The organism is Lactobacillus sp. ESL1191, from assembly GCF_058504435.1.
In genome coordinates this window covers 629352-644485 of sequence record NZ_CP196365.1, presented here as the reverse complement: position 1 = coordinate 644485, position 15134 = coordinate 629352, and the positions used below count along the sequence as shown (strand labels likewise).

The 15134-nt window shown below is 44.2% G+C and carries 15 protein-coding genes; 4 read left to right on the top strand and 11 right to left on the bottom strand.

All coding sequences use genetic code 11. The annotated features are described in order from the left end of the window. Window positions 1-2: 2 nt before the first annotated feature. Window positions 3-1784: a ribonuclease J gene (locus ACSYSN_RS03445; protein ID WP_491712767.1), complete on the bottom strand. Its 1782-nt coding sequence runs from the start codon at window positions 1782-1784 to the stop codon at window positions 3-5. A gap of 161 nt (window positions 1785-1945) precedes the next feature. Beyond that, window positions 1946-2215 carry a 30S ribosomal protein S15 gene (gene rpsO, locus ACSYSN_RS03440; RefSeq protein ID WP_317638135.1) on the bottom strand — a complete coding sequence of 90 codons (270 nt, stop codon included), beginning with the start codon at window positions 2213-2215 and terminating at the stop codon, window positions 1946-1948. Between the two features lie 200 nt (window positions 2216-2415). Between rpsO and rpsT the strand changes: the two genes are divergently transcribed. Beyond that, window positions 2416-2667: a 30S ribosomal protein S20 gene (gene rpsT, locus ACSYSN_RS03435; RefSeq protein ID WP_491712766.1), complete on the top strand. Its 252-nt coding sequence runs from the start codon at window positions 2416-2418 to the stop codon at window positions 2665-2667. A 50-nt stretch (window positions 2668-2717) separates the two neighbouring features. On the opposite strand, the gene holA is transcribed toward rpsT, so the two are convergent. From holA to typA, 9 genes are all read right to left on the bottom strand, one after another. Continuing rightward, window positions 2718-3704 carry a DNA polymerase III subunit delta gene (holA, locus tag ACSYSN_RS03430; protein ID WP_491712765.1) on the bottom strand — a complete coding sequence of 329 codons (987 nt, stop codon included), beginning with the start codon at window positions 3702-3704 and terminating at the stop codon, window positions 2718-2720. Continuing rightward, window positions 3701-5989, bottom strand: coding sequence for a DNA internalization-related competence protein ComEC/Rec2 (locus tag ACSYSN_RS03425; RefSeq protein ID WP_491712892.1), 2289 nt, complete (start codon window positions 5987-5989; stop codon window positions 3701-3703). Before ACSYSN_RS03425 ends, holA begins: the two co-directional genes overlap by 4 nt. Next, window positions 5958-6638, bottom strand: coding sequence for a ComEA family DNA-binding protein (locus ACSYSN_RS03420; protein WP_491712764.1), 681 nt, complete (start codon window positions 6636-6638; stop codon window positions 5958-5960). Before ACSYSN_RS03420 ends, ACSYSN_RS03425 begins: the two co-directional genes overlap by 32 nt. 66 nt (window positions 6639-6704) lie before the next feature. Next, entirely contained in the window at window positions 6705-7751 is a 1047-nt protein-coding gene (locus ACSYSN_RS03415; RefSeq protein WP_491712763.1) for a SepM family pheromone-processing serine protease, read from the bottom strand. Continuing rightward, complete coding sequence (coaD, locus tag ACSYSN_RS03410) at window positions 7748-8233, bottom strand: pantetheine-phosphate adenylyltransferase (protein WP_491712762.1); 486 nt, start codon at window positions 8231-8233, stop codon at window positions 7748-7750. Before coaD ends, ACSYSN_RS03415 begins: the two co-directional genes overlap by 4 nt. Continuing rightward, window positions 8233-8784, bottom strand: a complete 552-nt coding sequence (rsmD, locus tag ACSYSN_RS03405) for a 16S rRNA (guanine(966)-N(2))-methyltransferase RsmD (RefSeq protein WP_491712761.1) — start codon at window positions 8782-8784, stop codon at window positions 8233-8235. The genes coaD and rsmD overlap by 1 nt, the downstream gene beginning before the upstream one ends. Further along, the gene (locus ACSYSN_RS03400) at window positions 8781-9125 is read right to left on the bottom strand and encodes a YlbG family protein (protein WP_491712760.1); all 345 of its coding nucleotides are present in this window, start codon (window positions 9123-9125) and stop codon (window positions 8781-8783) included. The genes rsmD and ACSYSN_RS03400 overlap by 4 nt, the downstream gene beginning before the upstream one ends. Beyond that, the gene (locus ACSYSN_RS03395; protein ID WP_491712759.1) at window positions 9122-10303 is read right to left on the bottom strand and encodes an FtsW/RodA/SpoVE family cell cycle protein; all 1182 of its coding nucleotides are present in this window, start codon (window positions 10301-10303) and stop codon (window positions 9122-9124) included. The genes ACSYSN_RS03400 and ACSYSN_RS03395 overlap by 4 nt, the downstream gene beginning before the upstream one ends. A gap of 93 nt (window positions 10304-10396) precedes the next feature. Continuing rightward, window positions 10397-12238, bottom strand: a complete 1842-nt coding sequence (typA, locus tag ACSYSN_RS03390; RefSeq protein WP_491712758.1) for a translational GTPase TypA — start codon at window positions 12236-12238, stop codon at window positions 10397-10399. Between the two features lie 252 nt (window positions 12239-12490). Here typA and def point away from each other — a divergent pair, with 252 nt between their 5' ends. The 3 genes from def to rnjA all read left to right on the top strand — a co-directional run bounded on the left by def (window position 12491) and on the right by rnjA (window position 15117). Next, a complete protein-coding gene (def, locus tag ACSYSN_RS03385; RefSeq protein ID WP_317638124.1) occupies window positions 12491-13045 on the top strand; it encodes a peptide deformylase in 555 nt (184 codons plus the stop codon). 161 nt (window positions 13046-13206) lie between these two features. Then, window positions 13207-13437 (top strand): DNA-dependent RNA polymerase subunit epsilon, encoded by a 231-nt coding sequence (locus ACSYSN_RS03380; protein ID WP_317638123.1) that lies wholly within the window; start codon window positions 13207-13209, stop codon window positions 13435-13437. Continuing rightward, on the top strand, window positions 13438-15117 hold the full coding sequence (gene rnjA, locus ACSYSN_RS03375) for a ribonuclease J1 (protein WP_491712757.1): 1680 nt from the start codon (window positions 13438-13440) through the stop codon (window positions 15115-15117). Window positions 15118-15134 lie beyond the last annotated feature (17 nt).

The window sequence follows — 15134 nt, the reverse complement described above, 5'->3', positions numbered from 1 at the left end:
AGCTAGTCTTTCTTAACAATCCGTTGACCGGCCTTGTTGACGTCTACTGCGCGGCGATCGCTGTCTTTTCCACTAGCATTTTTAGTGTTGCGATTTTGCATCGCCCGGTGCCGATTTTGGTTTACTTCCATTACGACTGGTAAAACAACTGGGCGTCGGTTGGTTTTGCGATACAAAAACCGTTCCAAGTCATTGCGCACGTCTTGTTTAATTTCCGTCCAATCAAACTTTTTATGTTCAAAGTTGTTCTTAATCGTATTCTTGATGAGTTCAATACTGTCAGCCATCAACTGCCGGTTGGCCTTGATGTACACAAACCCGCGGCTAGTAACTTGGGGCTGGGCAATGATTTTTTTCTTGCGCCGGTCAATTGTGACAACAGCAATAAAAATACCATCGTCTGAAAGAACTTCTCGATCGCGTAAAACGATATTGCCAACGTCCCCAATGCCAGAGCCATCAATCATGATATCCTCTCCCGGAACAGGGTCAGTCAAGTAAAACTGCTTTTGCTGGAAATCATAATTAAGGCAATCACCATTCTTGGTAATAAAAATATTTTCTTTTTTAAGGCCGGCCCTGATAGCCAGATCACGGTGAACTTCAAGCAGCCGGTACTCCCCAATTACGGGAATCAAAAACTGCGGTTTCAAAATATCAATTAGCAACTGTAAGTCACGGCCGGTGGCATGACCACTAGTGTTCTTGGCCCGGCCTAATTCAATTACCGTACCGCCAGCACTGTATACTAGATCACTAGTCTGAGCAACCATCGTTTCGACCGAATGTGATGGCGTGGTCGCAATGAAGACCAAGTCACCCTCGTGGATCGTAATCATACTGTGGCTCTTCTTAGCCATTTTTTGCAGGGAATTCAGCGGCTCACCCATCTGGCCCGTTTCTAAAATAACTGTCTTGTGGTCAGGCGTCTCTTTTAAGTCCTTAACCCGCAACAACAATCCTTTAGGTACTTGCAAGTAGCCGAGGTCCATTGCGGTACGAACAATTTTAGCAACATCCCGGCCCGTCAGTAGCACTCTTCTGCCCGTCTGATGAGCAGCATTCAGTACTTCCTGAATTCTCATTAAGTTCGACGCCTTGGCTGCGACAATTACGCGGCCCGCAGCATTACGAAAAACGTTGGTAACATAGTCACCAATTTCCTGTTCAGCAACATTGGGCAGAACCGCTTCGGCGTTGGAAGAGTCACTTAGTAACGCCAACACCTTTTTTTGTGAAATTTCGGCTAACCGATCCAAATCAGTGCGGTACTTTGGTGCAGCAGACGGGTCAAACTTAAAGTCACCAGTATAAACCACTTCGCCTGCAGGAGTATGAACATCGATACCTAAAGAATCAGGGATTGAATGCGTCGTCTGAAAGAACGAAATGTCCGCATGCTTAAATTCAATTTCAGTATCCGCATCAATCACATGGAATAAACTATTGTTTATTTTTTTGTTCTCCCGCTTCACGGTAATTTTAGCTAGCTCAACCGTTAACTGCGAACCAAAAACCGGAATATCATACTGGCGTAATATATAAGGCAGCGCACCAATAGAGTCTGCATGCCCGTGCGTCAAAAAGATGCCAACAACCTGATCGCCATATTCCTCGTAAAATTCAAGGTCGGGAATTACCAAATCGATGCCAAACAAGGTGCTATCAGGGTATTTAAGCCCGGCATCAAGCACAAAAATTTCGTCATTAACTTGAACGGCGAACATATCTTTTCCTTGTTCCCGAACACCACTCAAAATCATTATTTTAACTTGATCAGTCATTATTTTTCCTTTTCTATCCTGCTATTCAGTTATTATTTTATGGATCAGTACGATCACAACGTCAAAAGTATCTGCTTCCATTCTAGCATAAAAAGCAATAATGAGAAAAACAAAAAGTCAGTTCATAATTCGAACTGACTTTTGCAATATTGAAGCTGTAACTACCGGCGCAGGCCTAATTTTTTAATTAAGTCACGGTAACGATTAATGTCATTATCCTGCAAGTAGCGCAGTAAGTTACGACGGTGACCGATCTTCTTTAACAAACCAACGTATGAGTGGTGGTCATGTGAATGATTCCGCATGTGCTCAGTTAAATTGTTAATATCCGTAGTCAAAATTGCAACTTGAACTTCGGTTGAACCAGTATCACCCTCGTGAGTTGCATACTTTTTGATGATTTCATCTTTTTCAGCTTTTGAAATAGCCATATTCTATTCACCTTTCACTTAAATAATTGCCGTTAACAACGTTAACCGTCAGGTGTGAGCGGACAAACAGCGTTAACGGTTCACAACAATAGTATGATACAGATTATTTTTTTAAAAAGCAAGTGCAAATTACCTTGCATCTGATATTATTCTTCAGTATAATTTATTAAGTGAATTTATATCAATTGGAGGTGAATTTTATGCCACAAATCAAATCAGCGATTAAACGTGTCAAAACTCAAGATGCTGCTAGAAAGCGCAATGCTGCTCAAATGAACCAGTTAAGAACGATGATTAAGAAGTTCAAGACGGCTCAAGCTGCTGGTGCCGAAGACGCCTCCGAATTACATGTTGCTGCTGCCCGCGCACTGGATAAGGCTGCTTCTAAAGGTCTTATCCACAAAAACAAGGCTAGCCGTGACAAAAGTCGTTTAGCTAAATTAGCAAAATAATTTGACTAACAAATCAAGTAAAAGGCAAGAATGATTTCATTCTTGCCTTTTTAGACGCTTAAAACAAATAATTGTAAAAAGTTGCTGTCGCGATATTGGCCGCTTTTATAGCCAAAGTCCAGCTTGATAGCTTGTTCTAGCAAGGTCGCTAACTTTGCCACGGGAAGGCCGTTTTGCAGACTTAACTTTACTCGGTATGGGTGAACGCCTAGTTCCTTAGTAATTTGGCCTTCACTTCTACCCCGCGCTTGCAGGATTTTGACTACCAAAATCAATTCCAGCTGATTTTCAAAAATAGCTAGTAATTGCGCTGGATTACTGCCTTCTTGCAGCTGATTTTCCAACCGCTCCACGGCCTCTTGGTAGTTATGCTTAAGTGCTGCTTCCAAGATTGCAAAGACATTTTGGGCCATGGACAAGTCAACGTTTCGCTTTACCGCCTCCACCGAAATTTGTCCATCATCCGCAAGCATCTTTAATTTCTGCAAGTTGCTCAGCACGGTATCTAGAATATGGTCACTGCGCTCTAGTAATAATTGCAGGGCCAGACCGGGGAGTTGATAACCCTCAGCCTTAAGTAGCTGCCTAGTCACCTTCTCTACTTCATAGGGCTTAACGTGCGTATCAACCACATTGAATTGCCGCAAAACGGTTTTAGTCAACTTCTTCCGCCGGTCAATCTTTTCATCTGAGGCTACAAGCACAATAATATCTTCCAAGCGATCACTATTAGCCAAAATACGTTCCAGTTGAGCCAGCTGCTGCTGATATTTTTGGGGTACCCGGGCGGTCAAAAAAAACGGATGCTTAACCGTGATAACCTTTTGGTCGCTGAACAGGCTTGATTCTGTTAGGTCAGCAATTAATTCAGCAAGCCCATCACTCTCACAATCGACCGTCACGTGGTCCAACTTCGCAAAGGCTTTTTCACGGGTATAAGATCGGGCTAGATAATCATTTAGAAAGTCATCATCCCCCGTAATCAAAGTATGGGGATTATTGCTGTTAGTATTTTTAAATAAAGAAAGTAGCGTCATTTTTTTATCACCGGCAAAAAATATTTAAATTGCGGTCGCATTAGTGGACCATAAGTCCAAGTTATCATACCACAATCCTGGGTTGAAACCCACGGAATGTGGTAGCTCTGCAAAGTTGCCAATGTTTCTGGGTGCGGATGACCGAACCGGTTGTTACGCCCAGCGGAAATAAAAACTAAGTCGGGCTGCAACTTTTGCAGGAAGTCAGGATTCGACGCTGTCCGGCTACCATGGTGGCCCAGCTTAAAGTAATTCACAGCCAAGCCATACTTGGTCATGATCTCCTGTTCACCGGCTTGCCCCAAATCACCAGTGAACAGCCAGGTTTTGTTGGCCAGTTTAAACATTAGTGACAATGAGTCTTCATTTTCGCCGCGGCCCGGCTTAAAAGGATAGACCACGTTAAAGTTCACCTGTGGCTCAACCACCTGCTTACCAGCTAGCAACTGGACTAGCTGGTTATTCCTAACTTTGCCGGCAATCCGTTTACGAAATGACGGATTATTAATTAAGCCAGCTGCCATATACAATTTCCCCACCTTGACCTGCTCTAGTAGCGGCCCCAAATCGCCGACATGGTCAGCATCCTGGTGTGAAACAAAGATGCCATCAATCTTACTTATGCCCTGGGCTTTAAGCAGGGGGACGGTGATCTGGTTAACCTGCGGAGTAATCTTACGCTTACCAAAATTCAAGCGACCGCCCACATCAATCAGGTAGACCCGCCGCGGAAACGGCGTCGTTACCAAGATGCTATCGCCTTGCCCGACATCAATGAAAGTAACTTGCCCAGTCAAAGGAAAATGTATCAGAGCAAAGAAAATTACATACATGAATAAGATAACTCTCATCAAGCGCTGACGCAACCGCTTAGTCAGTCCTTGATCATTAACCGAAAGCAGCCAAATTGCGGTTAGCGCAAGCAAAAGCAGACACTGCCACCAATTGATTTTTCCAAAAGTTAATAGACCTAGGCGGGTTGCCGAAAGTTTGCCAATTAATCCTTCACTTATCACCAAAACATCTTCAAAAAATAATGCAACATTTGGGATAGTTGCAAAAACAACTAAATTGATAACTGTCACTGGCATGACTACCCAATTAAAATAGGGCACTACTAACAAGTTAAAAAAGATGGTTAAAACATTAAATTGAAAAAAATATAAGAGCAAGAGCGGCGTTAATAAAAAATTCAAAGCCAGCGACCGCTTAAAGCTTGTCATTTGACTGGTTAATTCTAGGCCCAGGGCCAAGACATAACTTAACAAGGCACCAAGACCCAATAGCAAACGTGGATTTAAAGCCAAGTGGAGCAAGCAAGCCAGGCCCAGCAAGTCAAAGTGAGCCAGCCGGACTCCCTTAAACTTAAATACTTTCCCTAAAAAATAAGTCAAACTAGCCCGAATAAAACCCGCCTGGCCGTTACTCAGCAGGATACCCAGGATGAGGACCACCAGACAACAGCCAAGGGCTTCTTCTTCGGTTAATTTCAAGTAAGAACAAATAATACTGATTACCAAGGTATAAATGCCAACATGCAGGCCCGAAATGCTAAGAATGTGAATAACCCCCAGATTGCGGTAATTATCCAAAATCACCTGACTGTCACGCGTCAAACTTTCGCCTAAAAATAATTCACTGCTGAAAAAGCCTAAAATTTTAGGCATTTGGCTAAAATAAGACTGTAGCGCAAAGCGCCAATGGTGTACGTGGTCTGCTATTCCGCCGACCCGAACTCTCATCTGGCAAGTTTTTAGCTTTACCTGCTGCCAAATATTTTTACTAGCATAGTACTGCTGGGAATTAAATTGGCCGTAGTTAGTCGCGGGCGCAATCGGCTCCACTTCTCCCTCCAAAGCGGTCAATACTAGCAAGTGGCCTTGGGTGATTTGTTGCTTTTGCTTTTTGGTTACAGTGGCTGAAACCAGTATCTTGCCGTCCTTAACTTGACCCACACCAGACACCCAGTCGCCATCAACTTTGACCTGGTCAGGATAGAGCATAATGGTTGTAGTGGGATTAATGACGAAGTTAGTGCGGCGGTGTTGCAGCTGGCCCACCAGCAGGGCAAGTAGCAAAAAAAGCCCCACCAGCCATTTCAAGTTGGCATACTTACGCAGACAAAGTATTAACAAGTATAAACCGAACCCCAGGCACAGCAGCCGCTGCCCCCAGCTTGTGCATTTATAGGCAAACAGACTCAAATCAGCCAAGAGCAAAGCGAGGATTAAGCAAAAACCTGGCTGAAATATATCAGACTTCCAGTTGGTCTTTAAGGGCCGCAAAGGTCTTGTCCCCAATTCCTGAAACTTGCTTTAAATCAGTGATTTTTTTAAAGTGACCATTCTTTTGCCGGTAGGCGATAATTTGCGCCGCCTTTTTTTCACCGATTCCGCTTAGTTTTTGTAAGTCTTGCGCACTAGCCGTGTTAAGGTTGATCTTACCAGCAGTTTGACCACCGGATTCAGCTGTTGCTGCCGTTTCTCCACCACTACCGCCTACTGAAGTAACAATCTCCGTCGCCTTGATCCGCTCCCCCCGATAAGGAATATGAATCTTGTCCTGATCTTTGAGCACCAGCGCACGATTGACCTCTTTTAACCGAGCATTAGCTGCTGGTCCACCCGCTGCCTCAAGGAGCTCCTGCAAACGCGCCCCATTTTTCAACGTGTAAACCCCCTGGTGTTTAACGGCACCTGAAATATCACAGGTTACTTCCTGCGTCTTACTTTCTGCCTGGTCAGACTTATTTTCTTGATCGGAAGATGCTTTTTTTGCAGGACGTTCTTGCGAGTTCGCTGTGAACTCGCTGACTGTACCCTTATCCTGGTCGCGATCGTGCTTGAACCAAAAAAAGAGGCCCAGCAGCACTATTCCCAGCACCAGGTAACGCTTGTGGTCGATTGCCGAGTGTTTGATTTTTTCCCAATCCATTCAATATCACCTCACTATTAGATACGTAAAAAGCCCAGAAATTTTTCTGGGCTTTTCCTGTTTTATTTAATAGGTATTGCGTAAGTAATTGAGTGCATCTTCAAAGCTTCTGACCGGGACAACCTTCATCTTGCTACCAATCTGCTTGGCAGTTTGCTTGGCCACAACGTAGTTACTACCCTGCTTTTTTAGCTCCGCCGTATCAGTTGGAGCAAAAAAGACTTCGGCTCCTGCCTCATCAGCAGCTACTACTTTCTTATCGACACCGCCAATAGCACCCACCTTACCGTCTGCTGAGATGGTTCCCGTACCGGCTACCTTGTGTCCCTTAGCCAGGTTCTGCTTAGTAAAGACCTGATAGCTGGTCAACGTGAACATTAGACCAGCAGATGGGCCGCCAATATCTTCAGCATCAATTTTTAGTTCCGGATGCGTAGTTACCTTTACTCGTTCCACTAGCTGAATACCAATTCCAGGTTTGCCAGTTCCGTCCACCTTGACGGCTTTTCCGGCAATTGTCAACTTCTTGCTGCCGCGCAAGACATCGATCTTCAGCTTGGCATTAAGCGACTTCTGCCGGAAATAGGTGGTCATTTCTTTAGTAGAATGAAATTTATGACCATCCGCTCCTAAGACCGTATCTCCCATTCGGAGCTTGCCGCGAAAGCTTGAGCTTTTTTGCACATCCATGACATAGACGCCTTCATAACTCAACTTAGCCTTTATGCCTGCTTTTTTAGCAGCATAGTAAATAGCATTTTGTTGGCTAGTTTCCATGTACCACTTTTGTAATTCCTGATATTGCCGGTTGGTCGTTGTTCCCAATAGCTGGGACTTGTGAATACGCGTAGCATATTGGTCGGTATAACTTTGTAGTAATTCTGCAACTGAGGCCGGTTGACTGGTTTCACTAACTGTTACCAAATAAAAATTATTAGGTACCCGGTCCTTACTTTTAACAAATTGACTAATGGGAACAGCATCACCTGGTGTGTCAATATAATAATCGGTCGGCCAACTCATTCCAATTGCCAGCAGGATAATAGCTCCAATTGCCAACAGCCAATTACGGGCAAGCCTATGACTTTTGTTGTCTTGTTTTGCACTTTTCATCGGTTACCCAACTTTTCCTTCACTGCCGCAGCCGCCATAACTGGCAGAAAAGAACTTACCTCGCCGCCAAAATGTGCCACTTCTTTGATTACGCTCGAGGCAACGAAACTGTCTTGGGGACGCGTAAAGAGCAGAACCGTCTCAACTTCCGGGGCAAGTTCTTTATTCATCGCAGCAATTTGTTGCTCGTATAAGAAATCCTGATCATTACGCACGCCGCGCACAATTGCTGTTGCTTGCAGATCACGTGCTGTTTGAATAGTCAATTCGTCAGGTCGCTTAACCACCTCAACTTTAGGTAGCTCACGCAGGGCATCCTGAACAAATTGCATCCGCTCTTCAACTGTAAACAAATAGCTTTTAGCCGTATTGGTCATGACGGCTACAATCACTTTGTCAAAAATTCTAGCTGCTTGGCGAACAACTTCAACGTGTCCCTTAGTAATCGGGTCAAAAGAACCTGGGAATAATGCTGTGTTCATCAATTTTCCTTTCGATAAAAACGAATAATTGTCTTGCCCAAGTGGTGGTCACCAAACTTAACAAATCCTTCTACTTTACCTAAAGCAGTTGCTTCATCGGTTTCTGCAACAATTATTGCCCCTTGGTTTAATAGTCTTCGATCAAGCATTGTTTTCATGTCTGCAGCAATCCGCTGCTTGGCATAAGGCGGATCCAAAAAGACCAAATCAAACTTCATTTCACTGTGATCAAACTTCTTTAAGGCAGCCTGGCTTGACAGCTTAAGGACATCGAACCGGCCTTCCTCCTTGGTTAAAGCCACATTCTTGCGAATGATTGTGATGGCCTGATAGTTGATATCAACAATCATGGCATGGTCATAACCGCGTGAGACCGCCTCGATGGCTAGAGCTCCACTACCACCGTATAAGTCGAGTACCTGCCCGTCACTGAAGAACTGTCCCAAGCTATTAAACAGAGATTCCTTGACCTTGTCACTGGTTGGTCTGGTCTTCTGGCTCTTTAAAGTGAACAAGTTACGCTTGGCATACTTTCCTGCAATAATTCTCATGCGATGTGGTCCGTGTTCTTTTCCTGGCTACCCTGCAACTTTTGTTCAGCTTCCTGGGCCAGGGTCGTAATCTGTTCCTCAATGTGGCTACTTGACAAATCTACCTCATCACTGACCGCTTTTTCAGCCTGATCAACAAAATTAAGCCGGTTTAGTTGCTCAATAACCTGATCTAGCTCCTCTTGGTCAACGTACAAAATGCAGTAACCCATTTTCTTTGAAAAGTAAACAATGTCACCGTAACGACGTAATTTGTATTGGTTGCTAACCGAATTGAGGTAAACAACCACACCCTGACGTTTAGTCAATGTGGTAGCCACTAAATCTTGGTTGATACTCATTCAAGAACCTCCTCTTCTTTCTTTATTCTTTCGTTTGCTGAAACATTCAGAACCAGACCGATAGACGCGGATAAAATGATTAGGGATGACCCACCATATGAGATGAGGGGCAAAGTAACTCCTGTAATCGGTAACAGTCCCAAAACTGCACCGATATTGAATAACGCTTCCGTAAAAATAATGGTCGTCACGCCAAAACAAAGTAAGGCATTAAACTGTGAACTAGCGTGAACGCCAACTTCCATGATGCTCCACATCAAGTAAAACAACAAACCAATAACTACGATTGCCCCAATTACTCCCAGTTCTTCAGCAATTATAGCCAGTATGAAGTCGGTGTACGGTTCAGGTAAATATCCCCGCTTCTGCATACTGTTACCAAGTCCAACACCAAACAAACCGCCATTGTGGATAGCATAATAGGAGTTAACCAGTTGCGCTCCTCCCTTTCGCTCTAACTCGAAAGGGTGCATAAAGGACATCAATCGCTGGAATTGGTAGTTCTTTTGCAAAAAATCTGGGTTCCACTTAATAATTAGCACAACCACTAAAAAAACGATTAAGCCCATACTAATCAGACAGAACAAGGCTTTTCTAGCCGGAATACCAGAGACCGCAAACATGACTACCACGATCATGCCGAGAATGGCTGTACCACCAAAATCGGGCTCGACTATCACTAACAGCATCATGACGATTGCCAAAACAGCTGGGCGCGAAAGCTTATTAATGATATTGTTGCCCCGACTTAGGGAGGCATCATGCCGGTCTAAAAAGTAAGCAAGATAAATAACTAGTGCAAGCTTGGCAATTTCCAACGGCTGAATTTTAATCACTTTCAGGTCAATCCAACCAACCGCACCGTTAACCGCAGCAGCAGAACCCTTGAAAATTTTCAAAACAATGAGGTAGAGTAGCAATAACATGCTAACCCCTAAGAACCACGCAACAAACTTGGTATTTTTAAAAACGGCTGCCCGCAAAGCAAAGACCGTAAGTGCAACTAGCAGAGCAAACACGGCGTAATAGGCCTGGCGCACGCCATAAGCCGACGGCTTAAAGCCATTGACGAGCAGAATGTCGGAGCTAGCCGAATAAACCATGATGATCCCTAAGACAACCAATAGTAGGTATGGTACCAGAATTTTATAATTCAGATAGTGTAATTTTTGTCGCACAGGTAGCCCTCTCCCTTTTGAGTATACATATTACTTATTATAAAACAAAAAAGGCCTCACTTCATCAGTGAGTGCCATTTTTAATTATATTACTTATTGCCGGTTACGTTTTTTGTCAGCTTTTTGCCGTTCTGAAGTATTCAAAATCTTCTTGCGCAAGCGAACAGACTCAGGAGTTACTTCACAAAATTCATCATCATTTAAGAACTCAATTGCTTCTTCTAAAGTCAAAGTCTTGGGGGTCCTAATTGCGGCGGCGTGGTCCTTACCAGCTGCCCGCGTGTTAGTCAGGTTCTTCCCTTTAATCACGTTTACGGCGATGTCTCGGTCACGAGAAGACTGACCAACAATCATGCCCTCGTACACTTCAACACCTGCCCCAATAAACAGCTCGCCGCGTTGCTCAACTGTCTGCAGTGAGTAAGTAGTTGACTTACCCTGGCTAATCGCAACTAAAGCCCCGTTTTGACGACCTGGCTCCCAGTTCTTAACCACCGGCTTGTATGAGTCGAAGCTGTGGTTCATAATGCCGTAACCACCCGTTTGGGACATAAACTCATTATTGTAACCAATTAAGCCACGAGATGGTACGAGGAAGTCCAACCGTGTTTGGTTATTACCCGTTGACGCCATGTTCTTCATCTCACCCTTACGTTGCGACAGTGCATCGATTACAGAACCAACATACTCATCAGGAGTATCAACCTGAACCGCTTCATACGGTTCACACATTTGACCATCAATTTCACGATAGATAACCTTAGGCCGCGATAATTGCATTTCAAAGCCTTCACGGCGTAACTCTTCAACTAGAATCGATAAGTGGAGTTCCCCACGCCCAGAAACTGTCCATGAATTCAACTGATCAGTCGCTTCAACTTTCAAAGAAACATCGGTTCTGGTCTGTCTAATCAGCCGGTCTTCCAGTTTCTTAGGTGTTACCTTATCTCCCTCACGTCCCGCAAAAGGTGAGTCATTAGCCGCAAAGTCCATTTGCAAGGTTGGTGGATCAATCTTTAAAAATGGCAATGCTTCTGGAGCTTCAGCCGAGGCGATCGTTTCACCAACAAAAATATCGTTAATTCCGCTAATTGCAATAATATCACCGGCCTTAGCTTCAGTAATCTCATTACGCTTCAAGCCAAAGAACCCAAAGAGCTTGGTCACCCGGAAGTTTTGCGAAGAACCATCACGCTTCATCACCGTAATGTTGTCACCAACTTTAACCTGGCCGCGGTATACACGTCCAACTCCGATACGACCAACATAGTCATCCCAATCGAGCATGGTAATTTGGAATTGGAGCGGTTCGTCAACGTTATCAATTGGCGCCGGAATTGCTTTAATGATTGTGTCAAAAATTGGATCCATCGTTTCTGTTTGCTTGCTTGGATCTGCATCGTAAGAAGAAGTTCCATTCAAAGCAGAAGTATAAACTACTGGAAAGTCGAGTTGTTCATCATTGGCACCAAGCTCAATGAATAACTCCAGCACTTCGTCAAGGACTTCCTTAGGACGGGCACCCGGACGGTCAATCTTATTAATCACCACAATTGGTTTAACACCGGCCTCTAGCGCCTTTTTCAAGACGAAACGAGTTTGCGGCATCGTACCTTCATAGGCATCAACCAGCAAGAGCGCCCCATCAACCATGTGCATGATTCGTTCAACCTCACCACCGAAGTCGGCATGTCCAGGGGTATCCAAAATGTTGATGGTCGTATCGCCATACTTCACCGCCGTATTCTTGGATAAAATAGTAATACCACGCTCACGCTCAATGTCATTTGAGTCCATTGCCCGGTCTTCGATTGACATGTGTTCAGGCAAAGTGTCAGATTGCTTCAATAATTGGTTAACCAAGGTCGTTTTACCATGGTCAACGTGCGCTATGATAGCTATATTCCTAATATCGTCTCTTCTTTTTTCTGACAAAAGTTTTCCTCCTCCACTCCTCAATAAAAAAACTGTGACGCTGTCACAGTTTCGGCGGCATGTAAAACATGCTAATCGAAGTGTATCTTATCTGTATATTTACGCTCATTGATTTTACCACCATAACCACATACGGGTCAATGGTTATCCTTGCTTCAAATTAAAAATTTAGTTAATGGAATAAATAGCAGACAATTTACCAACTTATGGTTAAAATAAAGAGAACAATTTTTAATGAAAGAGTGAATGTAATTGATTTTAATGAAAGATATTACGCGCGACGGCAATCCCGTCCTGCGCAAAGTGGCCCAGCCGCTGTCCTTTCCACTGAGCGACCACTACCAAAAACTGGCGACTGAGATGATGGAGTACCTGATTAACTCCCAAGACCCTGAAATCGCTAAAAAACACCAACTACGAGCTGGTGTGGGCCTAGCTGCTCCGCAAGTCGGCGAAAGCGTGCAAATGGCAGCTCTTTTGGTGCCTAACAATGAAGGTGAAATTGTCTTTCAAGACACCTTTGTTAATCCAGAAATCTTATCCGAGTCGGTGCGTCAAGCTTGCCTGAGCGAGGGCGAAGGCTGCCTGAGTGTTGACAAGGTGATCGATGGTTATGTTATGCGTCCGGATAAGTTAAAAATCCACTACTACACAATCGACGGTGTCGAAAAAACCATTCGTTTGAAAGATTATCCTGCAATTGTAGCTTCACACGAAATCGAGCACTTGCGCGGCCACCTCTTCTATGATCGAATTAACCAGCAAGATCCATTCAAGCTGGATGAAGATGCCGTGGTTATCTATTAACTCCCCCCAATTAGCCACCTTAGGGTCGGCTTTTTTTCGTCGGACTAGCTGACTTGTTTCTATACTTGAAATAACAATTATGGTAGAATTATTTTTAACTGTTGGACGCCTGCGGCGATCAAAAAAGAACGTTTTTATAACTGAATAAGGAGAATACAAATATGATCTACAAAGTTTTGTATCAAAAAGACAGAATTGTCAATCCTCGCCGAGAGACAACTCAAACTCTCTACATAGAGGCCGAAAGTATTGTTACCGCTAGAACCTTGGTTGAACAGAACACCCCCTACAATATCGAACTCATCCAAGAATTAGCTGGAAATTCCCTAAAATATGAACAAGACCACGCCGATTTTAAATTGACGTCTTTTACTAGTAAAGAAGCAAAATAAGTGCGTATTAAAAATAATGAAGTTGCCGTTGTTGCAATCGGGGGGTTGCATGAAATCGGCCGCAACATGTACTGTGTTCAGTACCAAGATGAAATTATTATTATGGACTGCGGGATTAAATTTCCGGAAGATGAACTGCTTGGCATCAATTATGTCATTTCGGATTATTCCTACCTGGTCAAAAATCGCCAAAAAATCAAGGCTTTAGTTGTTAGTCACGGGCACGAAGACCATATCGGCGGCATTCCCTTCTTACTTGAAAAGATTCCAGAAATTCCAGTTTATGCGACCCCATATGCCCTTGCGCTCATTAAAGGAAAACTTGATGAACATGGCATTTTACGGACTACTGAATTACATGAAGAACACGAAGACACGGTCCTTAAGTTTAAAAAACTGACGGTTTCCTTCTTCAGAACTACCCACTCAATTCCAGATACATTAGGTATTGCGGTTCACACCCCACTTGGTGCGGTAGTCTTCACGGGCGATTTTAAGTTTGACCTGACACCAGTTATGAACCAGCCGGCACCTGACTTTCAGCGAATTGCTAAATTAGGTGAAGAGGGCGTCTTAGCGCTTTTATCGGATTCAACTAATGCGGAAGTCGCACAGTTCACTAAGTCCGAACGCTTCGTTGCCAAGTCTCTCCATGACATTATTACTGGTATTCATGGCCGCATCATCTTTGCCACTTTTGCCTCTAACCTATACCGGGTATCAACAGCCATTCAGGCGGCAATTGACACCGGCAGAAAGGTGGCAATCTTTGGCCGGAGCATGGAAAATGGGGTGCAAAATGGGATTGACCTGGGCTATCTCAACGTACCCGAAGGTCTGATTGTTGACGCCAACGAGATCAACCACACTCCAGCCAATCAGGTAATGATTTTATGTACTGGATCTCAGGGCGAACCGTTGGCTGCGCTCTCGCGCATTGCAAGTGGAACCCACCGGCAAATTAGCCTACAACCAGATGATACCGTGATTTTTTCATCTAATCCGATTCCAGGCAACACCTTGAGTGTTAACCATGTCATCAACAAGTTGATGGAAGGTGGAGCAAATGTAATCCATGGTCGGGTCAATAACGTCCATACCTCTGGACATGGTGGTCAAGAAGAACTAAAAATGATGGTTAGACTGACTAAGCCGCAATACATGATTCCAGTCCATGGTGAGTACCGGATGCAGGTCATTCATACTCAACTGGCTCAAGCCGCTGGCGTCCCTGCCGACCACACTTTTGTCTTAGAAAACGGTGAAGTAATTTGCTTTGGCCCCGAGGGATCACGCATTGCGGGTCATATTCCAGTTGACGATGTCTACGTTGATACTTCTGGTACCGCTGATGTCGGTAACGTAGTGGTCCACGATCGGCAAGTCCTTTCAGAAGATGGTCTAGTCGTAATTGTCGCAACTGTTGACTACAAGCATAAACGCGTTTTAGCTGGTCCCGATGTCTTGAGTCGCGGCTTTGTCTATATGCGTGAATCGACTGAGCTGATTAGCCAAGCGCAAAAGCACATCTACCACATTTTAAAAACTGAGATGGACAAGACAGATAACCCCAAAGACAGCGTTATCCGCAAAGCCATCGCCGAAAACCTATCCGATTTCTTGTATTCAAAAACTAAACGGCGACCAATGGTTTTACCGATGTTAGTCGAAAAGAAATAAATAAAGCCCCAGCCGGG